The 25088-nt window shown below is 29.8% G+C and carries 23 protein-coding genes and 1 pseudogene; 2 read left to right on the top strand and 22 right to left on the bottom strand.

Features of this window, described 5'->3' with window-relative positions; translation table 11 throughout:
- Positions 1–33 precede the first annotated feature (33 nt).
- Positions 34–1236, bottom strand: a complete 1203-nt coding sequence (ilvA, locus tag LJD32_RS09500) for a threonine ammonia-lyase (RefSeq protein ID WP_032090764.1) — start codon at positions 1234–1236, stop codon at positions 34–36.
- A gap of 56 nt (positions 1237–1292) precedes the next feature.
- The gene (locus tag LJD32_RS09495) at positions 1293–1469 is read right to left on the bottom strand and encodes a DUF4250 domain-containing protein (RefSeq protein WP_081918972.1); all 177 of its coding nucleotides are present in this window, start codon (positions 1467–1469) and stop codon (positions 1293–1295) included.
- A 456-nt stretch (positions 1470–1925) separates the two neighbouring features.
- Here LJD32_RS09495 and asnB point away from each other — a divergent pair, with 456 nt between their 5' ends.
- Entirely contained in the window at positions 1926–3512 is a 1587-nt protein-coding gene (asnB, locus tag LJD32_RS09490) for an asparagine synthase B (RefSeq protein WP_117346336.1), read from the top strand.
- Between the two features lie 21 nt (positions 3513–3533).
- On the opposite strand, the gene LJD32_RS09485 is transcribed toward asnB, so the two are convergent.
- From LJD32_RS09485 to ispF, 5 genes are all read right to left on the bottom strand, one after another.
- Positions 3534–3998, bottom strand: coding sequence for a DUF188 domain-containing protein (locus LJD32_RS09485; RefSeq protein ID WP_147580602.1), 465 nt, complete (start codon positions 3996–3998; stop codon positions 3534–3536).
- On the bottom strand, positions 3986–4570 hold the full coding sequence (locus LJD32_RS09480) for a rhomboid family intramembrane serine protease (RefSeq protein WP_032090767.1): 585 nt from the start codon (positions 4568–4570) through the stop codon (positions 3986–3988). Before LJD32_RS09480 ends, LJD32_RS09485 begins: the two co-directional genes overlap by 13 nt.
- Positions 4567–5370: an immunoglobulin-like domain-containing protein gene (locus tag LJD32_RS09475; RefSeq protein WP_147580603.1), complete on the bottom strand. Its 804-nt coding sequence runs from the start codon at positions 5368–5370 to the stop codon at positions 4567–4569. Before LJD32_RS09475 ends, LJD32_RS09480 begins: the two co-directional genes overlap by 4 nt.
- A gap of 157 nt (positions 5371–5527) precedes the next feature.
- Entirely contained in the window at positions 5528–6952 is a 1425-nt protein-coding gene (gene gltX, locus LJD32_RS09470) for a glutamate--tRNA ligase (protein ID WP_227392255.1), read from the bottom strand.
- Positions 6953–6954: 2 nt separating this feature from the next.
- Positions 6955–7437 (bottom strand): 2-C-methyl-D-erythritol 2,4-cyclodiphosphate synthase, encoded by a 483-nt coding sequence (gene ispF, locus LJD32_RS09465; protein WP_107030090.1) that lies wholly within the window; start codon positions 7435–7437, stop codon positions 6955–6957.
- Between the two features lie 118 nt (positions 7438–7555).
- Here ispF and LJD32_RS09460 point away from each other — a divergent pair, with 118 nt between their 5' ends.
- The gene (locus LJD32_RS09460; RefSeq protein ID WP_032091229.1) at positions 7556–9226 is read left to right on the top strand and encodes a glutamine--tRNA ligase/YqeY domain fusion protein; all 1671 of its coding nucleotides are present in this window, start codon (positions 7556–7558) and stop codon (positions 9224–9226) included.
- A gap of 88 nt (positions 9227–9314) precedes the next feature.
- Here LJD32_RS09460 and LJD32_RS09455 read toward each other — a convergent pair whose 3' ends face one another.
- The 15 genes and pseudogenes from LJD32_RS09455 to LJD32_RS09385 form a co-directional block, all read right to left on the bottom strand.
- The gene (locus LJD32_RS09455; RefSeq protein ID WP_227392254.1) at positions 9315–12137 is read right to left on the bottom strand and encodes a GDSL-type esterase/lipase family protein; all 2823 of its coding nucleotides are present in this window, start codon (positions 12135–12137) and stop codon (positions 9315–9317) included.
- A gap of 96 nt (positions 12138–12233) precedes the next feature.
- The gene (locus LJD32_RS09450) at positions 12234–13034 is read right to left on the bottom strand and encodes a MurR/RpiR family transcriptional regulator (protein WP_195933329.1); all 801 of its coding nucleotides are present in this window, start codon (positions 13032–13034) and stop codon (positions 12234–12236) included.
- Between the two features lie 99 nt (positions 13035–13133).
- A complete protein-coding gene (locus LJD32_RS09445) occupies positions 13134–14738 on the bottom strand; it encodes a CTP synthase (RefSeq protein ID WP_227392253.1) in 1605 nt (534 codons plus the stop codon).
- 301 nt (positions 14739–15039) lie between these two features.
- Positions 15040–17685, bottom strand: coding sequence for a bifunctional acetaldehyde-CoA/alcohol dehydrogenase (gene adhE, locus LJD32_RS09440; RefSeq protein WP_227392252.1), 2646 nt, complete (start codon positions 17683–17685; stop codon positions 15040–15042).
- Between the two features lie 117 nt (positions 17686–17802).
- Entirely contained in the window at positions 17803–18498 is a 696-nt protein-coding gene (locus LJD32_RS09435) for a glycerophosphodiester phosphodiesterase family protein (RefSeq protein ID WP_119364003.1), read from the bottom strand.
- A 319-nt stretch (positions 18499–18817) separates the two neighbouring features.
- Positions 18818–19210: pseudogene (locus LJD32_RS09430) on the bottom strand (RNA-guided endonuclease TnpB family protein); the annotation flags it as partial.
- Between the two features lie 44 nt (positions 19211–19254).
- A complete protein-coding gene (locus LJD32_RS09425; RefSeq protein ID WP_032090774.1) occupies positions 19255–20046 on the bottom strand; it encodes a Cof-type HAD-IIB family hydrolase in 792 nt (263 codons plus the stop codon).
- A 42-nt stretch (positions 20047–20088) separates the two neighbouring features.
- On the bottom strand, positions 20089–20643 hold the full coding sequence (gene nusG, locus LJD32_RS09420) for a transcription termination/antitermination protein NusG (protein ID WP_022002626.1): 555 nt from the start codon (positions 20641–20643) through the stop codon (positions 20089–20091).
- Positions 20644–20645: 2 nt separating this feature from the next.
- Complete coding sequence (gene secE / locus LJD32_RS15510) at positions 20646–20885, bottom strand: preprotein translocase subunit SecE (RefSeq protein ID WP_052010973.1); 240 nt, start codon at positions 20883–20885, stop codon at positions 20646–20648.
- Positions 20886–20897: 12 nt separating this feature from the next.
- Entirely contained in the window at positions 20898–21047 is a 150-nt protein-coding gene (gene rpmG, locus LJD32_RS09410; protein WP_022002628.1) for a 50S ribosomal protein L33, read from the bottom strand.
- Positions 21048–21105: 58 nt separating this feature from the next.
- Positions 21106–21693 carry a hypothetical protein gene (locus tag LJD32_RS09405; RefSeq protein ID WP_227392250.1) on the bottom strand — a complete coding sequence of 196 codons (588 nt, stop codon included), beginning with the start codon at positions 21691–21693 and terminating at the stop codon, positions 21106–21108.
- 20 nt (positions 21694–21713) lie between these two features.
- A complete protein-coding gene (rlmB, locus tag LJD32_RS09400; protein WP_032090775.1) occupies positions 21714–22436 on the bottom strand; it encodes a 23S rRNA (guanosine(2251)-2'-O)-methyltransferase RlmB in 723 nt (240 codons plus the stop codon).
- A 20-nt stretch (positions 22437–22456) separates the two neighbouring features.
- Positions 22457–22849, bottom strand: a complete 393-nt coding sequence (locus LJD32_RS09395; RefSeq protein ID WP_119364007.1) for a Mini-ribonuclease 3 — start codon at positions 22847–22849, stop codon at positions 22457–22459.
- Positions 22849–24186 carry a cysteine--tRNA ligase gene (gene cysS, locus LJD32_RS09390; RefSeq protein WP_227392249.1) on the bottom strand — a complete coding sequence of 446 codons (1338 nt, stop codon included), beginning with the start codon at positions 24184–24186 and terminating at the stop codon, positions 22849–22851. The genes LJD32_RS09395 and cysS overlap by 1 nt, the downstream gene beginning before the upstream one ends.
- A gap of 249 nt (positions 24187–24435) precedes the next feature.
- Positions 24436–24957, bottom strand: a complete 522-nt coding sequence (locus tag LJD32_RS09385; protein ID WP_227360287.1) for a hypothetical protein — start codon at positions 24955–24957, stop codon at positions 24436–24438.
- Positions 24958–25088 lie beyond the last annotated feature (131 nt).

The following is a 25088-nucleotide window of genomic DNA, read 5'->3' as shown; positions in this document are numbered from 1 at the left end:
GAAAATAAAAAACCGCCTAAGCGGTTTATAAGATTAGTTAATTTTTTGAATAATATAACCATTTTCTTTAAATTTATCAGCAATCGCTTGAATATGAGCTTCACCATTTGTTTCACAAGTCACTCTTAATTCTACTTCAGAAAAACGAGCAAAGTTTTTAAATTGGTTATGTTCAACTCCAATAACATTTGCATTACATTCATTAAGTAAATGAGAAACAACTTCTAATTGTCCTGGAATATCTGGTAATTGTACTGAAAATGTTAAAATTCTTCCTCTTGAAATAAGTCCCTTATTGATCATCGAAGAAATTGTCATAACATCCATATTTCCACCTGAAATAAGTGAAACAACTTTTTTACGTTTACAATGTAATTTCTTTAAAGCCGCTAATGATAAAATACCTGATCCTTCAGCAATTAATTTATGTTTTTCAACAAGTAATAAGAAAGCTTCCATCAATTCATAATCACTTACAGTTACGATTTCATCAACATATTTTTTAATATATTCAAATGGAGTTTCTCCAATTTGTTTAACTGCTGTACCATCAGCGATTGTACTTACTTCACTTAATTTAACAAGTTGATCATCTTCAACTGCGGCAAGGGCACTCGCTGCACCTTCTGGTTCAACACCAACGATTTTAACAGATGGATTGATTTGCTTTGCTGCACAAGCAATACCTGAAATTAATCCACCACCACCAATTGGTACTAAAATATAATCAACATCTGGAAGTTCTTCCATAATTTCTAAAGCAATTGTTCCTTGCCCTTCCATAACATCTTCATCATCAAAAGGATGAACAAAAGTGTATCCTTCACTTTTTTGTAATTCTACAGCTTTTTCATAAGCTTCATCATAAGCTTCACCATATAATACAACATCCGCTCCATGTGCTTTTGTAGCATCAACTTTAATTAATGGTGTATGTGCTGGCATACAAATTGTTGCTTTGACCCCTAATTTTTTTGCTGCATAAGCAACACCTTGTGCATGATTTCCAGCTGAAGAAGCAATTAACCCTTTTTTCTTTGCTTCATCATCTAATTTCATAATTTTATTGTAGGCCCCTCTAATTTTGAAAGCTCCTGTTTTTTGTAAGTTTTCAGGTTTGATGTAGACATCATTTCCACATTCTTCAGAAAAGGCATCACTATGTATTAAATGAGTTGGTAAGATAACTTCATCAACTCTTTTTTTAGCTGCTTTAAAATCTTCTAATTTTAACATTTAAATTCCCTCCGTTTAAGTATTCATAATTATATCACTATTCTTCGATAAAACAATTATTTTGTTTTAATTTGATTTGTACTTTCATCATAAAAATATTCGTTTTCATCTAATCTTTTCATAAACTCAGTTTCATTCAAATCATAAATAGAAAGAACATGTGATAATTGCATATCATCATCTCTTAATTTCATATTAATCATACTTACTAACATGTGTATATCTTTTGGCATTTTTAAACTCCTATATTTATATTTTTCTAGACATTAACATTATACATGATTTTTTTATGTTTTTTGTCTCAAATTTGTCTCAAAAGTTATTCACATTTTATAATTGTATAAAATTAAATATTTTTTATCATATTAATTATTTCTTATTGATTTTTTATAAATCCTATACTATACTGTAAACAAGTTAAAAGCAAAGACAAGGAGAGTAGTATTTTTACGAAGCAACAGCGAGCTAGTAGAAGGTGAAAGACTAGCAGTGAACGAAAATATGAAGAACACCTTCGAGCTGTCTACCGAAAGCAATGCAAGTAAGCTAGAACGTCTCTAGTTATGTTACAACTAGCGGGTATCGAGTACTCTTTGAAGTATTTTCCGTACCATGTATATCTTTGGATTTATATGTTACACGATACTCGCACACTATGTGCGTTTTTTAATTATAAGGGGGATATTAAAATGTGTGGTTTTTTAGTCGTTGGAAGTGAAGAATTTGAATTACAGGTTTTCCAAAAAGCTTTAGATAAAGCAGCGTATCGTGGACCTGATTATCAACATGTCTCAATTGATCATGGAATAACATGGGGATTTAACCGTTTATCAATTATGGATTTATCAACAAATGGAAATCAACCTTTTGTTTATAAAGATTATACACTTGTATGTAATGGTGAAATATATAACTATCCAGCATTAAAAACAAAATTAGAAAGTAGCTATACTTTTAAATCTGGTAGTGATTGTGAAGTTTTGATTCCATTATATGAACAATATGGACTTGAAATTTTATGTAAATATTTAGATGCTGAATTTGCTCTTGTTTTATACGATAACAAAACAAAACAGTTAATGGCAGCAAGAGACCCAATGGGAATTAGACCTATGTTTTATGGTTATAGTAAAAAAGAACATCAAATATGTTTTGCTTCCGAAGCCAAAGCTTTATTTGACTTATGTGATGATATTATGCCTTTTCCACCAGGACATTATTATTTAGATGGTCAATTTGTTTGTTATAATGATTTAAGTGATCCTAAAACAATCGTTGATGATGATTTAGAAACAATTGCTGGAAAATTAAAAACGAAACTTGAAAAAGCCGTAGAAAAAAGATTTATGTCTGATGCTCCAATTGGATATTTATTAAGCGGTGGATTAGATTCTTCTTTAGTATGTGCCATTGGTCAAAAATTATCAGATAAACCTATTCGTACTTTCGCTATCGGTATGGAAAGTGATCCTATTGATTTAAAATATGCTAAACAAGTTGCTGATTATTTAGGAACAGAACATACAGAAGTTATTATGAATAAAGAAGATCTCTATCAACATCTAAAAGAAGTCATCTATCATCTTGAAACTTTCGATATTACAACAATTCGTGCGAGTATGGCCATGTATATTTTATGTAAATATATTCACCAAAATACCGATATTAAAGTTATTATGACTGGTGAAGTTTCAGATGAATTATTTGGTTATAAATATACTGATTTTGCACCTAACGCTAAAGCTTTCCAAGAAGAAGCAAGTAAAAGAATCAAAGAACTTTATATGTACGATGTTTTAAGAGCAGATCGTTGTATTTCTGCACATGCTCTTGAAGGACGTGTTCCTTTTGCTGATCTTGATTTTGTTGATTATTCTATGTCTATTGATCCTGCTAAAAAAATGAATGTTTATAATAAAGGAAAATATTTGTTAAGACATGCTTTTGAAGGAACTGATTATTTACCACACGATATTTTATTTAGAGAAAAAGCAGCTTTTTCTGATGCTGTTGGTCATTCAATGGTAGATTATTTAAAAGAATTAGCTGAAGATAAATACAGTGATGAAGATGTTTTAAATGCTAAAGATAAATATTCATATTGTACACCTTTCACCAAAGAATCATTAATGTATAGAGATATTTTTGAATCATTCTTCCCACAACAAGGAAAATGGATCAAAGATTTCTGGATGCCAAATAAAGAATGGGAAAACTGTGATGTTGATGATCCAAGTGCTCGTGTGCTTAAAAACTATGGAGATTCTGGAAAATAAAAACAAAGCAATGCTAGATGTTTATTCTAGTATTGCTTTTTCTTCGTTTATTTTATTTTCAATAAATATCTTCTCTAATTCTCTTAAAAAGAATTGTGATGTCTTATAATTCCTTTTTTTAGGTCCTTTTACATGCTTATGTTGTTTTCTAGAAAGATGTCCTAAATAACGAGAAGTCAACAAATTATTAATATTATCTTCTGTAATTCTTTTCCCCGATACATGAAGTATAGTTACATTTTTAAGCAAAGCTAAACTTGCAAGTCCATAATCTTGACTAATCAATAGATCACCTTCTTGTAAATAAGAAAGAATCATTTGATCAACACTATCTTTTCCTACTTCACACATAATTATTTGAATTCTTTCATCTTCAATAACATGTGCAAAATCAATAAACAATAAAACTTCTACTCCATAATGCAAAGCAAGTTCAATAACTTTTTGACGATCAGGACAAGCATCTCCATCAATTAATAAACGCATAAACCACTTCCAATAAGCACTAGCATAGCAATAACACCACCAACAAAGCCACCTAAATGCCCTGTTTTAGAAATATTTTTATCTGCCAACGTAAAAACAACATTAATAGCAATGACAGGAATAAATTGTTTTAAAACCATTAAAAATGGTCCTTGAAAAACAACGCCTAAAGTCACAATAGCTCCTAAAAACCCATAAAAAATACCACTTGCACCTAAAGTAATCGTATTTTGATAACGTCCCTCTTTTTTTGATGCCATATAAGTAATAAGATAAGAAAAAATTCCAGAAATTAATACTAAATACAAATATTCTAAACTTCCCAAAAAAGGTTCAAAGAAAGTTCCACCCAAATAATAAAGTGCATAACAATTCATAAAAATATGAACTAAATCAACATGAACAAAATTAGCTGTTAAAAAGCGCCAATACTCTTGTTTATATTCTATTTTAGGAGGATAAAAAGCTCCATATTTAATAGCCAACGCTGATTTTTCATCTGAATGATCTATAAAATTAATAATGACATAAATGGCTACGGATATCACAATCATCGCTAAAGTTACACTCATTTTTTCTTCTCACTTTCATTTTTAATCACTTCTACTTTTCTTGTTCTTTGAATATTATTACCCTGACTATTTGTAATTGAGTAAATAACTTCATAGCTTCCTACTTCTTCAGTATTGACTGTATTTTTCAAAATCTTAATTTGATGTGTAATATCATTTCCATTACCATCACTAGCTTTAACACCTTCCATAATATCAAAATGTGTTCCTTGAACAATTTCAACATCATCAATACCTTCAAGCGTTGGATGATTTCCTAAGCTTCCCACAACAATCTTAGCTCTTAATTTAGCCGCTTGATTTCCCACCACATCTTCTACAATAATATTAACTATATAAGAACCTTTTTTTGTGAATTTAAGAGTTGTATTTTTTGTTCCATCATCCTCTAAAAAATAAGCAATAACTTCTGATTGATCTTCTACTTTATCTATCAAATTCAAAGCACTAATTTCTTCATTTAAATTCACATTAAAAACAACTTGATTTAAAGTTACAACTGGTTTTGTTGTATCTTGAATTTTAATGTAAAATGGAAATTCTACTCCCGCATAAGAAGCCGATACTTTATAAACACCTATCTCATTTTTTAAATTAGAAAAATTTAATTGTACCTCATTAATAACATTTGCATTAGCATTGACATAATCTACCGGATTATTAGAAATTGGTGTTCCATATTCATAAACAAAAGTATCTCTTTTTAAAGTAACGGGTGTTATTCTAAAAGCAAAAATCGTTAGAAGAGTACTTACAACAACAAAGAATGTTAAAACAATACCAATTATTTTCTTCTTCATTGTTATCACCTCTTTCTAACCTATTATACCATCTCATTATGTCTTTTTTGTGAAAAATACCGTACTTTTGACAATATATTATGCCTTCATTTCAAAAAAAGCAATATAAATCAAACTCTATGTAAAAAAAACATAAAAAAAGGATAAGAGTAATTTCCTATCCTAATCTTTTTAATACTTTTTCTTTACCTAATAATTCCATAGAAGCCGCTAAATCAGGACCATGCATAATACCAGTTGTTGCAATACGTAAAGGCATGTATAACATTTTTCCTCTTGCTTTTGCTTCTTTTTGAGTCGCTTTAATACAAGCAAAAATTTGATCTTGTTTAAAATCTTCTTCAGCTAATTCTGCGACTTTAGATTTAAATACAGCTAAAGTATTTGGAATAGCTTCATCTTTCATAAATTCAATAGCTTCTTCTTCTAAATGAATTTCATCTTCAAAGAATAATTTAACTTGTTCAACGATTTCTTCACCACAAGAAATATGATCTCTATGCACTTCTACTAATTTTTCAATCCATGCTTCACTTTTATCACTTAAATCATAAGCTTCTTGTAAAAATGGTAAACATAATTCTGTTAATTGTTTTGTATCTAATTTCTTAATATATTGGCTATTGATCCATTTTAATTTATTCATATCAAAAATAGCCCCAGATTTAGAAATACGTTTAACATCAAATGCTTCAATTAATTCATCTAATGAGAAGATTTCTTGTTCACCTTCAGGTGACCACCCAAGTAAAGCAATATAATTTAAGATTGCTTCATTTAAGAAACCTTTATTAATTAAATCTTGATAAGAAGCATCTCCATTACGTTTAGATAATTTATGTTTTTCATCTTTCATAACAGGTGGACAATGAATATATGATGGTACATCCCATCCAAATGCTTGATAAATTAAATTATATTTAGGTGTTGAAGATAAATATTCATTTCCTCTTACAACATGAGTGATGTTCATTAAATGATCATCTACGATATTCGCAAAGTTATATGTAGGATAACCATCACTTTTTAATAAAACCCCTTCAGCAAGTCCTGCATTTTCTACTTCAATATGCCCATAAACTTCATCTTCAAAAGAAGTAATTCCAGTACTTGGAATTGTTTGTCTTACAACATATTTTTCACCATTAGCGATTCTTTGTTTTGCTTCTTCTAAAGAAAGATGTTTACAAGGATCAATATATCCTAATTCTTCATTATCAGATTCTTCTTTTGCCTTATTGATTGTTTCTTCATCACAGAAACAATAATGAGCTCCCCCTAATTCAACTAATTTATCAGCATATTCTTTATAAATAGCTAATCTTTCAGATTGAACATAAGGTCCAACTCCTCCTGGTTTATTAGGTCCTTCGTCATAACCTAATCCTGTTTGATCCATAACTTTATAGATCATATCAACAGCACCTTCAACTTCTCTTTCTTGATCAGTATCTTCAATTCTTAAAATAAAATCTCCATGATCATGTTTAGCAATTAAATATTCATATAATGCTGTTCTTAAGTTACCGATATGCATATATCCAGTTGGACTAGGTGCAAATCTTGTTCTTACTTTTGCCATTTCTATACTCCTTTTTTCCTTAATAATACAACCGCTTGAGCTACCATTCCTTCTTGTCTGCCGACAAAACCAAGTTTTTCTCCACGTGTTGCTTTAATGTTAATTTGGCTGATGTCACAGTGTAATTTACTTGCGACATTTTCTCTCATTTTTTGAATATGTGGAGCCATCTTAGGTGCTTCACACATAATAATACTATCAAGGTTATTGATTTCATAACCTTCTTTATCCATCAGTTGATAACAATGTTCCAATAAAACCATTGAAGAAATTCCTTTATATTGAGGATCCGTATCTGGAAAATGTTTTCCAATATCACCAAGACCTAATGCCCCAATAATACTTTCAATAATGGCATGTAATAAAACATCTGCATCGCTATGTCCTAATAAACCTTTATCATGGTCAATTTTTACACCGCCAATATATAAATCTCTTCCTTCTACTAATTGATGAATATCAATCGATTGTCCTATTCTAAACATGTTATCACCTTCCGCAAACATTCTAGCACATATTTTCTAATTTATGAAGTATTGGATGTTTTATAATCAAGGAAAATATGGTAAACTAAAACATATAAAAATTATGGGAGGACTTCCTATGGATAAAGAAGAAGTAGTAAGTAAAAATTTTATTGAAAAAATTATAGATCAAGATTTAGCGGAAGGAAAATATACAAAAATTGCGACACGTTTTCCTCCTGAACCAAATGGTTATTTACACATTGGTCATGCTAAATCAATCTTATTAAATTATGGATTAGCTAAAAAATATAACGGAACATTTAATTTACGTTTCGATGATACAAATCCAATGAAAGAAAAAACAGAATTCGTCGAAAGTATTGTTTCAGATGTAGAATGGTTAGGTGCTAAATATGATGGTGATATCAAATTTGCTTCAAACTATTTTGATCAAATGTATGAAGCTGCTGTTCTTTTAATCAAAAAAGGAAAAGCTTATGTTTGTGATTTAAGTCCTGAACAAATTAGAGAATACCGTGGTACTTTAACAGAACCCGGTAAAGATTCTCCATACCGTAATCGTTCTATTGAAGAAAACTTAGATTTATTTGAAAGAATGAAAAATGGTGAATTTGAAGATGGATCAAAAGTATTAAGAGCTAAAATCGATATGGCTTCATCCAATATCAATATGCGTGATCCTATTATTTATCGTGTTGCCAGAATGACACACCATAATACAGGAGATAAATGGTGTATTTATCCAATGTATGACTTTGCTCATCCAATTGAAGATGCCATTGAAGGAATTACTCATTCAATTTGTACTCTTGAATTTGAAGATCATCGTCCTTTATATGATTGGGTCGTTCAAGAAATTGGTTATGAACATCCACCAAAACAAATTGAATTCGCAAAACTTTATTTAACAAATGTTATTACAGGAAAACGTTATATTAAACGCTTAGTAGATGAAGGAATCGTTGATGGTTGGGATGATCCTCGCTTAGTGACAATTGCAGCATTAAGACGTAGAGGATTTACACCAGAATCCATTAAATCTTTTATGGAATTAGTTGGTGTTACAAAAAGTAACTCATCAAATGATTATGCAATGTTAGAATATTGTATTCGTAATGATTTAAAACCTAAAGCACCTCGTGTGATGGCTGTTTTAGATCCTATTAAATTAGTTATCGATAACTATCCTGAAGGACAAGTAGAATATTTAGATGCGATGGTCAACATGGAAAATCCTGATTTAGGTTATGAAAAAGTACCATTTGAAAGAGAATTATGGATTGATCGTGATGACTTTATGGAAGAACCACCTAAAAAATATTTTAGATTGTTCCCAGGAAATGAAGTTCGTTTAATGAATGCTTATTTCGTTAAATGTGTTGATTTTGAAAAAGATGAAAATGGAAAAGTAACAGTTGTTCATTGTACTTATGATCCTATTACTAAAAATGGTACAGGATTTACAGGTAGAAAAGTAAAAGGAACAATTCATTGGGTTCCTGTTCATCATTGTAAAAAAGTAACAGCTCGTTTATATGAAAACTTAGTTGATGAAGAAAAAGGTGTTTATAATGAAGATGGATCTTTAAATTTAAATCCTAATTCATTAACTGTTATTGAAGATTGTTATGTTGAACCAGCTATTGAAAAATATAAACCTGGTGATTCATTCCAATTTGTAAGAAATGGATATTTCTGTATTGATACCAAAGATTCTACAGATGATCATTTTGTATTTAATAGAATCGTTTCATTAAAGAGCTCATTTAAATTACCTAAGAAATAAAAATTTGGAGATTGCCTCGACAATCTCCTTTTTTACATAATTAAAAAGATTGTTAAGAACTATTTTTCTTTAACAATCTTTTTTCTTTTTAATTCATTTCTTTTTTCTTAATATAAACAATAACTCCACCTGTAATTAATGCAAGACATCCAAATAATAAAATATTATTTTCATCCCCAGTTTTTACATTTTCAGGTTTTTTAGTTGATGTATTTGTTTTATCATCATTTTTATCATTATTATTTTTATCAACACGAATCAATTCACCTGTTTGTATATCTCTTTGATAATTTTTAAAGAAATTCCACATATATTGTGCTTCAGGTTTATAGTTCCAATGTGCTTGATCTTTAATAGCAGCAAATTTCATTATAACACCATTTTCATTTGATAAAGTACCTTCTAATGTATCTTTTACACCCAATTTAATCCATTGTTCATTATCTAAACGAATACCATAATATTCATTTAAAGACATATCATATTTTTCTGAAACAGTGAGATGATTGATTTTTTGATATGCTTGAATAAATGGGAACATATCAACATTGCTATCTACACTAGGAAGATAAACTCCAGGTGCTACTTCAAAAGCATTCTTGCTTGATAAATCAACAGGAATCATTCCAAAGAAATCATGATCTCCGCATAAATAAAGATATGGAACTTCTCCACCATTATAAGTTTTAACAAGTTCTGTTAATTCATCTTTATCAACACCTGGTGCAGAAACAGCACCTACACCAGCAAATACTTTACTATATTTTGCACCATATAATGTAGAAGCACTACCTCCTGCAGATAATCCTGTTACATAAATTCTAGAAGCATCAATTTGTGGATATTTTTGTTCTAACATTTCTATCCATTCAATTAATTTATCTCCTTCTAAACCATCACAATTAAAAAAGTTAGGACCTGGTTCATGAGTAGAAGAATCAAGAACAACATCTTGCCATTCAGGCGCTACAACCATAAAGTTTTCTTTAGCCGCTAATTCTGGCCAACCAGTTGTTTCACCTTGTAATCTTGCATCATTTCCATTACCATGAAGTGATACAACTAATGGAACACTTCCATTTTCCATTTTTAAAGTACTTTGTGGAATATACTCAAACCAAGTATATTGACCTTCACCATTTAAACTTTCATTATAATGTGGATTATAATTAATTTTTAATTCTTTAAAATTTGGAATATTAATTAATAAATATGGATCTGTGTATTGTTTAACACTTGCCATATAAAATTCAGTTTTTTCATTATGTTGTCTATAATTTTTAGAGAAAACTTCTTCCCATGCATTTTCAAAAGCTTCAGCTAAACTTTCATTATAACCAACAACTACTCTTTGTAATTCATTTTCTTTATTAAGATAAACATTATCTTTTCCCTTTTCAGCTTGATTAGCTTTTACATAATAATTAACAGCTTCTTGACAAGGCTGACTTAAATATGCTGGAACTGGCACATTATAATCATGACCTTCATCCATTGTTCCACCATATGTCATGATATCAGCAACAGCATAACATTCTTGTGAAATATAATTATTCACAAAAGTAGCTCCATCATCAATACCTATTACTTTAACATTTGAAGATCCTATACCTAACAAATCAATAAAAGAATCAGCATCTTTTTGAGTATATTGATCATTATTCAAAGGTGTTATTACATGAATTGTTGCAGCCCATTCATGTAAATTATCAGCTATCTTCATTTGATCTAATAAAGTTTCAGCTTCTTCTTTATTAACATTACCAGCATATACATAATATTGTGGTGACATAATACTTGAATAATCTGTTGTATAACCATCTTCCAAAGCATTATAGTCATATCTATTATGACTTACTTGTGTTAAAGTAACAGTATGTTCTTTTTCATCAGTAGATTTATTTTCTAACTCTTTTTCTAATTGAGCTTGAATATATGGTGTATACCAGAATAAGTATCCTGCTTTTGTTGGATGAATGATATCTGCCATATAATAATTACTTCTCAAATCAATATCAATATTTTTAAAAGCATCATTATTCCACATATCAATAACACCAATATTCCATTTATTTTGAACTTTATATAATGCATCAATCATTTTTTCATAAGTATTTTGATATGCTTCTTTGATTTCATCTATATTTGCATTATTTTCTTTAGCAAATTTTTCAATAACTTCATCACTTAAATAAGGATTAATATAAAAGATAACTGGACAATTCCATTTTTCTTTAGCATAAGCAATAATATATTCCATTGCTCCTATAACAGTAGAATAATCATAATCATCTTTATTTTGAGATGATGAAACTTCACCCATTCCAATACCAAGAGTTGTATCATTTGTAGATAATTGAACAACTAAAGCATCTAAGTTTTCATTTTTAGATAAGTTATCTTCCAATTGAGTAATATAACTTACTTCATCTCTTACCCCTTCTTTTTTAGCAAGTGGTCCACCAGTAATGGCTTGTTTGACTGTTATACTTCCTGTTATTTTACCAATATAATCAGGGAAAGCGACATTTTCACTTCTAAAACCAACAGTAATAGAAGAACCTAAATAACCTATTGTTTTTCCTTTTAAAGAACTTGTTTTTTGACTTACAAATTCTGTATTTAAAGAATCATCATTAGGATTTAATAGCTTTTCTACTTTACTATAATTTGTGACACTCTCTTTTTCTTCATCACTTAATTTGTTATATTTTTCTTGAATGTCTAAAAGTTGTTGAAATGTTTTAGCAACATTTTCACTAGCAAGCATTGTTTCAGGCAACTGACTGATTTTAGAATTAAGATCTTGTGTAACTTCAACAATATCATCAGCAAATACCGGATTTACTAAACCTGCATTAGAAAACAACAATGTTAAAACAATCAACAATGCGGATAATTTTCTTTTCATATTCCCTTCCTCCTTTTGTATCCGCTTTCAATTCTAGCACAGAAAAATCTTTTTGATGAATTTATAAATGAATTAAAAAATCAAAAAAATAATGAATCATTCATTATTTGAATGATTCATTAACACTCGATAAACAATCATAATTAATACCATTAATTCATGATATCCATAATTATCAAAAATTTGTTTTCCAAAAACAAAAATATCATCAAAACCTTCTAAATAATCTTTAGAAGAATTTAATGTCCACATCATTTTGTAACTTGTTGATTCCTTTAAATTATTTATTGACTCTTGTAAATGAAACCATCTATCTTCAATCGAAATACATATAAGTAAATCATTTTCACTCATTTCATTAATCATTTCATTTTGATAATTTTTATCATATATTGTATATACATTTTTACCTAATGTAACTAATCCTAATTGTAAAATTTTACACATTGCCATGGATAATTCAGAACCGAAAAAAATAATATTTTGATATTTATTAAGCAAATCTACAATATGTAAAACATCATTCACATTTAAATCATTCATTTTTTGATAAGCTTCATTGATTCTATAAATAACTTCTTCTTTTATAGCTATTGCATCATTGATTCGATCCCTATCTTGAATAGCATGTACACTTTCCATTTTTTCATTTGAACTCGCTACATCATATTTAAAAGTATTATAATTTTTATAACCTAGTTTCTTTATAAATCTGCTAATTGAAGCCTGTGAAATATAATATTGATTACTAAGATCATCTAAAGACAATTCATTAAGATTATATCTATTTTCTAAAAATATTTTTGCTATTAAAACATCCGTTGTTTCATGAGATGCCTTATTAACAATATCTAACAAATTTCCAATTAAAATATTATTTTTATTATACTTTGCCATACTATTTCCCCTTAAATAACATATATTATATATGATACAAGCGCTTTCAACAAGTAAAAAATAAAAAAGGAATTTCACTTAGAAATTCCTGAAATATTTTTATTTATTATATTTACGATCATGTGCCGCTGAAATTAAACCTTGGAATAAAGGTTGTGCACGGTTTGGTCTTGAAGTAAATTCTGGATGGAATTGACATCCTACATAGTAAGGATGATCTTCTAACTCAACAATTTCTACAAGGTTTCTTTCTGGGTTAAATCCTGCAACTTTTAAACCATTTTCAACTAAAACATCTTTATAGTTATTATTAAATTCATATCTATGACGATGTCTTTCTTTAATCATTTCTTTTCCATAAAGACGATAAGCATGTGTACCTGGATTTAATTGGCATTCATAATCACCTAATCTTTGTGTACCTCCCATATCTTCTAAAGATTGGTCAGACATTAAGTTGATGACTGGATTTTTACATAATTCATCAAATTCTAATGAGTTTGCATCTTTAATACCACAAACATTTCTAGCATATTCAATGGTAATTAATTGCATACCTAAACAAATACCTAAAAGTGGAACTTTATTAGTACGTGCATATTCAATGGCATCAATCATACCAGCAATACCACGATCACCAAATCCACCTGGAACGATAATACCATCAGCATCTTTTAATCTTTCTGCTACATTTTCTTTATTTAATTCTTCTGAATTAATAAAATCAATATTAACTACACTGTTTACATAATATCCTGCATGTCTTAAAGCTTCGTTAACTGATAAATAAGCATCCGGTAATTGAACATATTTTCCAACTAACGCAATATTTAATTCTTGATTTAAGTTTTTAACACGGTTAACTAATGTATCCCATTCATCCATATGAGCCGCTGGTGCATTGATTTGTAAATGTTGTAATACTAAATCATCCATTTTTTGATCTAATAACATACGTGGTAATTCATATAAGTTTTCTACATCATAGTTTGAAATAACATTTTGTGTTGGTACATTACAGAATAATGAAATCTTATCTTTTAATTCTTTTTCAATATGATGTTCACTACGACAAACAATAAAGTCTGGTTGAATACCTAAACCTCTTAATTCTTTAACACTATGTTGTGTTGGTTTTGTTTTTACTTCATGACTTGCTCCAATGTATGGAAGTAAAGTTGTGTGAATATAAACAGTATTTTCATATCCTAAATCTAATCTTACTTGGCGGATAGCTTCAATGAAAGGTAAACTTTCGATATCTCCTGTTGTTCCACCAATTTCAGTAATGACGATATCTGCTTTAGAACTACGTGCCGCTGCATAAATTCTTTCTTTAATTTCATTTGTAATATGAGGAACAACTTGTACAGTAGCTCCTAAATAATCTCCACGTCTTTCTTTTGAAATAACGTTACTATAAATTCTACCTGTTGTAATTGATGAGTTTTTATTTAATTGTTCATCAATAAATCTTTCATAGTGTCCTAAGTCTAAGTCTGTTTCTGCCCCATCTGCAGTAACAAATACTTCCCCATGTTGATAAGGTGACATTGTTCCTGGATCAACGTTAATATATGGATCTAATTTTTGCATGAAGACTTTTTGTCCTCTTTGTTTTAAAATTCTTCCTAAAGATGCAGCTGTTAACCCTTTACCAAGACCAGACACAACTCCACCTGTTACAAATATGTATTTAGCCATTTTCTATCCTCCTCTAGTATCTATAAAAATAAAAAGTGCCTTCCTATGGAAGACACTGTATTGCCCTTTCTTATTCTAACAATATTAAATATTTATTGCAATAATAAATTTATTATTTTTACACAAAAAAAGGAACACCGTTCCTTTCCTTGCGTATAAGTGATTTTTTGGGAGAGGGGTCACTTATACTTGTTTATTATATTGTCTTCATCTGACATGATTAATATAACAATTCTATATGAATTCATTATGAACTTTCTCTTAAGGTAAAAGAAAAGGTAGGACATGCCTACCTTAACTATTATTTATCAAATTTATTTTTGTAATCGTAAATTTTACGTAAGATATCTTCCATATCTTTAACCATAGGCATTCTAGGGTTAGCTGGTGTACATTGATCTTCGTAAGCATTCATAGCAATTCTATGAACTGATTCTTCCCAAGCTTCTCTTGAGATACCTTGAGATTCTACGTTAGATACAACACCTACTTTGTGACATAATTCTTCACAAGCATCAGCGAACATTTCAACACCTTCAGCTGGAGTTTTAGGATTTAATCCGATTAATTGAGCTAATTCCATGAATTTAACATCAGCTTTATAGTTTTCAATTTTTGGCCAGATATTTAATTTAGTTGGAATAGTTCCGTTATATCTAATTACGTGTGGTAATAAGATACCATTTGTTCTACCATGAGGAATATGCCATTCTCCACCAATCTTATGAGCTAATGAGTGGTTCATTCCTAAGAATGCATTTGCAAATGCCATACCTGCGATAGTTGCAGCATTATGCATTTTTTCTCTAGCAATTGGAGTACCTTTCTTAACTGATTCTTCTAAGTAATCAAATACTAATTTAACAGCTTGTTTAGCCCATCCATCAGTAAAGTCAGATGCTAAGATTGAAACATAAGCTTCAACCGCATGAGTTAATACGTCGATACCTGTATCAGCAGCGATTGCTCCTGGTAATGACATTACGAATTCAGGGTCAACGATAGCGATAGTTGGTGTTAAAGCATAGTCAGTTAATGGATATTTTTTGTTTTCTTTCTTATCAGTGATAACTGCGAAAGGAGTAACTTCTGATCCAGTTCCTGATGTAGTTGGGATACAGATCATTTTTGCTTTTTTACCTAATTCAGGGAATTTGAAAGCACGTTTTCTGATATCCATGAATTTTTGTTTGATATCATTAAAGTTAACTTCTGGGTTTTCATACATTAACCACATAACTTTAGCAGCATCCATTGATGATCCTCCACCTAAAGCAATGATACAATCAGGTTCGAATTTTCTCATCAATTCTACCCCTTCTCTTACAGTATCAATACTTGGATCTGGTTCAACATCAAAGAATAATTCAATATCTACATGATTACGTCTTCTTCTAATAACGTCTTCGATTTTTTCAACATAACCAAGATTTACCATACTTCTATCAGTAACGATCATGGCTTTTTCCATATGTTTCATATCTCTTAAGTATCTAATTGAATTCTTTTCAAAGTATACTTTTGGAGGAAGTTTAACCCATTGCATATTGTTATTACGTCTCCCTATTCTCTTAATATTGATTAAGTTAACAGCACTTACGTTGTTAGATACTGAGTTATGTCCGTAAGAACCACAACCTAATGTTAATGATGGAATGAATGCATTATATACTGATCCAATACCACCGAATGTTGATGGAGCGTTTTCAATGATACGGATTGCTTTACATGCATGACCGAATTTTTTAGAAATTTCATGATCTTCTGTATGAATTGCAGCAGAGTGACCTAAACCATTAAATTCAACCATTGCAGCTGCTTTAGCGATACCATCATCAGTGCTTTTAGCTTTTAAGATAGCTAATACTGGAGATAATTTTTCTCTAGTTAATGGTTCATTTGGTCCTACTTCTTTACATTCAGCACAGATAATTTGTGTTTCAGCAGGCACTTTGAATCCAGCTTGTTCAGCAATCCATTCAGCAGGTTTACCTACAACATTTGGATTTAATTTAGCTTGAGCAACATTTTCTGAATAAGCTTCTGCACCAAACATGAATTTTTCAAGTTTAGCTTTTTCTTCTTTATTTACAAAGTAAACATGGAATCTTTTAATTTCTTTCATGAAATCACTGTAGATTTCTTGGTCAACGATTGCTGCTTGTTCAGAAGCACAAATCATACCATTGTCGAAAGATTTTGATAATACGATATCATTTACAGCTCTTGGTAATACACATGTTTTTTCAACATATGCAGGTACGTTACCAGCACCTACACCTAAAGCAGGTTTTCCACATGAATATGCAGCTTTAACCATTGCGTTACCACCAGTTGCTAAGATAGTTGCAATACCTGGGTGATTCATTAATGCATTAGTAGCATACATAGATTTAATTGATAACCATTGGATACAGTTTTCTGGTGCACCAGCAGCGATAGCAGCATCTCTAATTACGATAGCAGCTTGTTTTGAACTTTCATGAGCGCTTGGGTGGAACGAGAAAATGATTGGGTTTCTTGTTTTTAAAGCGATTAATGATTTGAAAATTACTGTTGAAGTTGGGTTAGTTGTTGGAACGATACCACAAACAACACCCACTGGTTCAGCAATTTCAGTAATACCAGTTAATGGATCTTCATTGATGATCCCTACTGTTTTTAAATGACGTAAATTGTTAGTAACATATTCACATGCAAATAAGTTTTTAACAGCTTTATCTTCAAATACTCCACGTCCTGTTTCTTTAACTGCAGCTTCAGCTAAAATACCATGATGGTCTAGTCCAGCTACAGAACATTTAGCAACGATGTAGTCTACTTGTTCTTGTGTAAAATCTTCAAATTCTTCTAAAGCTTTTAAAGCTTTGTTTACAAGGTCATCAACATGAGCATCAGTTTCTGCTTCAGTTGGGACAGCTTGTTGTACAGGTTTTTTTTCTGCCATTTTATTTCCTCCATAATTATTGTGAAATTTTTCATTTGTACACAACCATCTTACATGAAAAACATACAAAAAACAAGCATTATCGCTCGTTTGATGTAAAAAAAATAACGCAGGCGATTACATTTTTAATTTCTTAAAATTTTTATTTGCAATAACAATATTGACACCTTTTTCCTTAAAATAAGCATATCTAAAACGGTTCTTTACACCCCATGTATTGATGTCTAATCCAGCTTTTAAAAAGAGTGCAATTTCATCTTCATCTAGAAAATCTTCACGTGCATGTACATGAAATTTTTGTGTTAAACATAATTGTTTATTTTTTTCATAATCATCTTCAAAAAGATAACCTAAATATAAAGATGAATCGATTGCTCTTAATTTATAAAGAGAATCAACATAAAAACTTGAAAAGAGAACTTGATCTAACATCCCCATTTCTTTGATCATTTGATAGCTTTCTAGTTCTATTCCTGGATATTGAATTTTATTTGTTTTAATTTCTAAGTTGATCTTTACATTTTTTCCTTTACATAATTCCAATAATTCTTTCAACAAAGAAATTCTTTGAGGATTTTCTTTTGTTCCAAAATTATATGCACAAAGCTCTTCATAAGTCATATCTTTAATATAACCTTTTCCATCACTTGTTCGATTGATTTTTTCATCATGACATAAAACAAGAACACCATCTTTTGTTTTATGCACATCTGTTTCAATACCATCAAATCCACTTTCAATAGCTTTTGAAAAAGCTAACATTGTATTTTCAGAATATTGATCACTATAACCTCTATGTCCAAACAACAACATAGTCTCACCTCCAAAGCCTATTTTACTCTTTTTATTGTTAAGAATACACCAAAAAAATGTAATTTAAAAAGCAGACTTTTATAAAGAGTCTACTTTTCATGTACTATTTTAAAAGAATCTAAATAATAAAGTTCAAGATCTTTATTACATTCTAACATACTACATTCACTAAATATTCTTGTTTTGACACTCCCCATGTCTAAAGACAGGGGATTCTTGCTACCTGCTAACATTGTTGGCTGACCAGTTCATTTCTGATAGGTCGCAGTGCAAGATAGGGGTATGCCATTACCCCTCCTAGAGCAGAACCTATAGTTCTCTAGGCAGTATATCTGTTACCAATATACTCAGTTGAGTTGTATATATTTATAGCTCCCAACAGATCCCTATGTGTATGAAATCCGCATCTGCACGTATATTTTCTGTCTTTTGCATGATGAACACTTCCACATATCGGACAGATCTGACTTGTATATGCTGGATCTACATACTCAACTTTTATGCCTGCCAGTTTTGCTTTGTATTCTATAAATGTAGCTAATCTATAGAATGACCATGTATGCAGGCTATGATTGTTTTTTCGACTTGTTCTTGTCGTTGAGCGAATGTTTTGTAGTCGCTCTAATTTGATTACGGATACGTCATGATTTTTTGCTGTATTTATAATTTCACGACTTAGCTTATGATCTATATCTTTCATTGTTAATTTTTTTCTTTCATATAATCACCTTTGTCATTATAACAAAAAAATTCACTTTAAATAAAGTCACGTTCCTTCAACCATGTTGTAATTCCATCATCATTGACATCTGGACATATTTCATCAGCCACCGCTTTTGCTTCAGGAACCGCATTATCCATTGCAACACCTGTTCCAACAGTTTCTAACATTTCTAAATCATTGCGTCCATCTCCAAAAGCAATCGTATCTTTGATATCTTTATGAAGTGCATCTACTAATTTTTGGATTCCTACAGCTTTAGAAACACCTTTTAATGTTAAATCAAACGAACATCCTGTTTGATGTCTTTGAATATCAAAATATGGAGATAATGTTTCAACTAAAAGAGGAATATCTTCTTTTGAATTGATAACGATCATTCCAATATATGTTTCAATTTCTTGTGGATCAAAATCATCAATAATTGTTTCATCTTTCATTCCCCATACTCTAGCAAATTCTTTATGTTGTGGGTCATTTTTATCTAAGACATAAATATAATCGCTACTTTCAAAATAGAAACTAAAATGATGTTCTTTAGATAATTTAATTGTTTCTTCTATTGCTTTTGCTGGAACAACAGCTTTATAAATAGCATCTCCTTTATATTCTACATAGCCCCCATTACAAGTGACATATCCACTAAAAGGATAATCCATAACACCTTCTGTAATAAAGCATTTGCATCTACCTGTAGCTAGAAATACATCATGACCTTTTTGTTTTAACTGATCAAAAGAATTTCTATTTATTGTTGATATACCATAAAGCCCTTTATTACAATCTATCAATGTACCATCTATATCAAAGAAAAATAATTTAGACATCTTTACCTCCATAATATAAAAGACAAATGTGAATACATTTGTCTAGAATGTTTTTTCTAATGCTACTAAATCAATTTCCATAGGTGTTTGATTACCTAAGAAATCAATAAGTACTTTAGCTGTTTCTTTTTCAAAATCAATCGATTCAACAGTTCCACTTTTACCAGCAAATGGACCTGAAATAACATTTACTTCATCTCCAACAGCATAGTCAATTTCGATTGCTGAAGTACTAATACCCATATTCTTTAAGATTGGATCTAATTCATGTTTTTGAAGTGGGAAAGGTTTTGCTCCTCCACCAGAAGAACCAATGAATCCTGAAACCCCTGAAGTATTACGTACAACATACCAAGCTTCATCTGTCATAACCATTTCTACAAGAACATATCCAGGAAACATATTTGTTACTTTGTTGATTTTTTTACCATCTTTAATAACTGTTTCTACATGTTCTGGAATTATAATATTATATAAGCAATCTTGTAATCCCATTGATTCAATACGTTTTTCTAAGTTTTCTTTTACTTTATTTTCATGACCATTGTATGTACAAACAACATACCATTGTCTTCCTTCATCATTCATTCCTGCCATAATTAATCCATCCCCAACGCTTTCAATATAAATGCAATAACGGCATCTCCACCAAAGAAGAATAACCCCATTACAAAAGTAAACACTAATACAGTTAAAGAATTATTAAATAATTCTTTTTTTGTTAACCAATGAATATTTTTAATTTCAGCTCTGATTCCTTTTAAATTGAACCACTCTTTAAATTTTAATTCATGTTCTACTTCTTCAACGACTTCTGTTTCCGCCTTTTTACCAAACACGACATAGCCTCCTTATTTTGTTTCTTTATGTAACGTATGCTTTCCACAACGTTTACAATATTTATTTAATTCTAATCTTTTTACATTTAATCGTTTATTTTTAGTCATTGTATAGTTTCTCGATAAACATTCACTACACACTAAAATGATTTTCTCTTTCATCTTATCAACTCATTTCTATGCCACTATAATTTAGCATAAAAGCTAGCTATAGTCAATCTTATTTAGATTTGTCCATCTTTTTTTGTAAGCGATATTTCGCATTATAGACACAACGAATATCAATATTCAACAATTCAGCAATTTCTTTACTCTTATATCCTTTCATAAAACAATCAAATATTTTTCTTTCAAGTGAAGAGCTTGCTTTTTCTATTTTATTTAAATAATAACTTTTGTTTTCATTTAACCGTAATTGATATTCCGGTCTATTATAACCCTTTTGATCTGCAATAATATTTTCAATACGCATATTACTTCCATAGATTTCTTGATCTAAAGAAATCGTAGAAATTTTATTACCTCTATTAAGTATTCTTTTTTGTAATTTTAATACATCATTAATCGCATATGAAAAATATGTATTTATAGAAGCATTCTTATCATAGCGATAGCGATCAAAAATTCCAATCAAAACAAGTAACGCCTCTTGACTATAATCTTCTGCAGAAGTTAATGCTGTTTCTCTACAATAACGTTTCACAAAAATTTCAATTTTATTTTTATACTCATCTAACAACAATTTATACGCTATTGAAGAACCTAAATGATATAAATACAATAATTCTTGTTCATTATACGCTATCATAGTTTGTCTCTCCTTTCTTACTATAAAGGGTGACGTGAGTTATAGACTTGATATAAAAGAACAGATGCAGCTACTGATGCATTTAATGAATTCACATGTCCTACCATTGGTAAAACAACATTAATATCACAACTTTTCTTTACCAATCTTGACATTCCAAATCCCTCTGAACCAATAACTAATACTGTAGGCATATTGTAATCAACACTTCTATAATCTTGACTGTTTTCTAATTCACAACCAACGATCCAAAATGCCTTCTTTTTTAAATCTTCTAATGTTCTTGTTAAATTTGTTACCTGTGCTACTTTTACATGATGAATAGCTCCTGTTGAAACTTTCGCAACCGTTCCATTCAATCCAACACTTCTATTTTTTCCAATAATAACACCATCAACACCAACAGCATCACATGTTCTCAAAATAGCACCTAGATTATGAGGATCTTCCAAACCATCTAACATAAGTAATAGAGGTTGTTTATTTTCAGGAATATCTTTTAAAATTTCATCAATTGTATAATAGCGATAATTTTCAATATAGGCCATTACTCCTTGATGAACAACCTTTCCTACCTTCTTATCAAATTCTTTTTTATCAACAAATTCTAATGGAATTTGATTTCTTTTACAAATATCAAAAATTTTAGGATCCTTATGCCCATTTAACATATAAATCTTATAAACACTTGCACCCTTTAACGCCTCCATGATAGGGTTCTTTCCATATATATATTGTTTCATATTTTTCTCCATTTTTCGTCTCAAATTTGTCTCAAATTTGTCTCATTTACATATCTTTTGAATTCATCAAATATCTCATAAATTCTATCTTTACATTCATTTAAATATAAATGTCCTATTAAACATTCAAATCCTGTTGAATAACGATGTTCCTTAGTATCTCTTTTAGAAGTTTTTGTATTTCTCCCTCTTTTAAAAATACCAACTTCTTCTTCAGTTAAAAAATCAGTTTCTAATAAATGTAAAATAAATTTTTCATGGGACAAACTACTAACAAAATGAGTTGCTTCTTGGCACAACTCATTTACTTTTTTTAGTTCACTTTCTTTTACTAAATAATCTCTAACTAAAAGTTCTAAAACACTATCTCCTAAATAAGCAAGAACTAATGGATTGATAAAATCTGGATTCATTAAATAATCCCCTTTTGAATTAATTCTGCACGATATTGATCAGCTTTTTCAAAATCTTTAACAACTTTAGCGTCTAACCATTTTGAATATAATTCTAATTCATCTTCATCTAATTGTTTTGATTTAAAAACAAATCCAATGACATCTGTCATCTTAAGTAAAGTATTATATTCTTTTAAAATTAAAGTATTGTCTTTTTCTTTAACACGCATTGCTTGATTTAATACTTTAACTTGATTTAAAATTTCAGTTAAAGCTAAAGAAGTATTCAAATCATCAGCTAAAGCATCTACCATATGATCAACAGTGTCTTTATTAAAGTCATCACCATCAAGATGATTTACTTGTACATAAAGAGATGTTTGTTTTAAAACGTTTTCTACTTTAGCTACTTCTTTTTTTACACCTTCAATAATCTCATTTGTCATATTTAAAGGATTTCTATAATGGCTTGATAACATAAACCATTTATAAACATTGCATCCAAGTTCTACAATTAAATCTTTAGCCCAAACAACATTACCTAAAGATTTAGACATCTTTTCATTATTAATATTGATCATTTGATTATGCATCCATGTATCTGCAATAGGATGTCCATTTAAAGCTCTTGATTGAGCAATTTCATTTTCATGATGTGGAAATTTTAAATCTTGACCTCCACCATGGATATCAATACGCCCATTTTCAAAAATATCATTGATCATAACAACACATTCTGTATGCCATCCTGGTCTACCTTTTGACCAAGGACTATCAAATTGAATACCTTCATCTGTCTTCTTCCATAAAGCAAAATCAGTTGTTTCTTCTTTAACACCTTTATCTTCAACACGTTCACTTGCACCTGCTACAAGGTCTTCAATTTTAATACCCGATAATTCGCCATATTCCTTTACTTTAGAAACTCTAAAATAAACATCTCCATCAACAACATATGCATAACCTTTATCTACTAATTTTTGAATAAAAGAAATAATTTGATCCATTGTTTCTGTAACTCTAGGTGCATAAGTAGGAAATTCTAAGTTTAATTCTCTTCTAACATCTTCATAAGCCTTAATATATTTATCAGTTAATTCTTTTTCAGTAATACCTTCTTGTTTAGCTGCTTTAATAATTTTATCATCTACATCAGTAAAGTTTGAAACAAAAGTCACTTTATTCCCTAAATATTCAAATGTTCTTCTTAAAACATCAAAAACAATCATTGGTCTTGTATTTCCAATATGAACATAGTTATAAACTGTAGGTCCACATACATAAATACTTACTTCACCTTCTTTTAAAGGTTTAAATTCTTCTTTTTTATTTGTAAGTGTATTAAATAATTTCATAATGTTCCTCCTCTAATAAAAAAAGCATACACTATCTAGACACTGCCGTGTTCTTCCACCAGATAGACGATGCTTATCATGACCTTAACGCAATCAACGTTCTTTCTTTTCAAAAGACTCAAGTAAGTGCATTTCTATTCAATCATTTAGACAATTTCCACCAGCATGCCCTCTCTATAAAATATCATCAATATACTTCTCTTACCTATAATTTTTTTATTGACCTTATTCTATCACAAAATATTTATTTTACAATCCAGAAGACTTCGTAAAAGACTCTAAATAAACAATCATTTTCTTTAAATTCTTTCTAAAATCTTTTCGATTTGCTTCATAACCATAAACATACGTATTCTTATCATCAAAATATACTAAATGAATAAACTTCAATCCAGTTTTTACATAACTTCCCTTATATTCATAACATTTAAGTCCACTTTCTAAAGCTGGCCTTTTAACTTTTAATGATGAAACTTCTGAAGCCTCTAATTCACCTTTATAAAGTTCAGATAATTGATCAGTATCATTATCATATTCATTTTCTTCTACTTTATAAAATAATATTTGATTTTCTTTAGTAAAACGTGTAACTCCATCATTTGGATTACCCTCACTTAATTTAAAATCAGAAGGATAATAAAAAGAAACACCTACACCTGCCTCATATAAAACACCATCTTTATTTGCTGAAACAGTTGTATCTTTTTTCCCACAAGCAACTAATGAAACAACACAAACAAAAACCACCATTAATTTTATTATGCTTTTCATATCATCACCTCGTCTTCTTATTATTCTACACGACTTTATTGATTTTGACAACTCTATGGAAAAGATCATTTTGTTCTTCTAAAGTGAAAAGTTAAATTCCACTTTAGATATGACAAAGTGGATTTTAGTCT

It is taken from the genome of Faecalibacillus sp. TM498, from assembly GCF_020589955.1.
Taxonomy (GTDB): Bacteria; Bacillota_I; Bacilli_A; order Erysipelotrichales; family Coprobacillaceae; genus Faecalibacillus; species Faecalibacillus intestinalis.
This window is presented reverse-complemented; position numbering and strand designations above follow the sequence as displayed.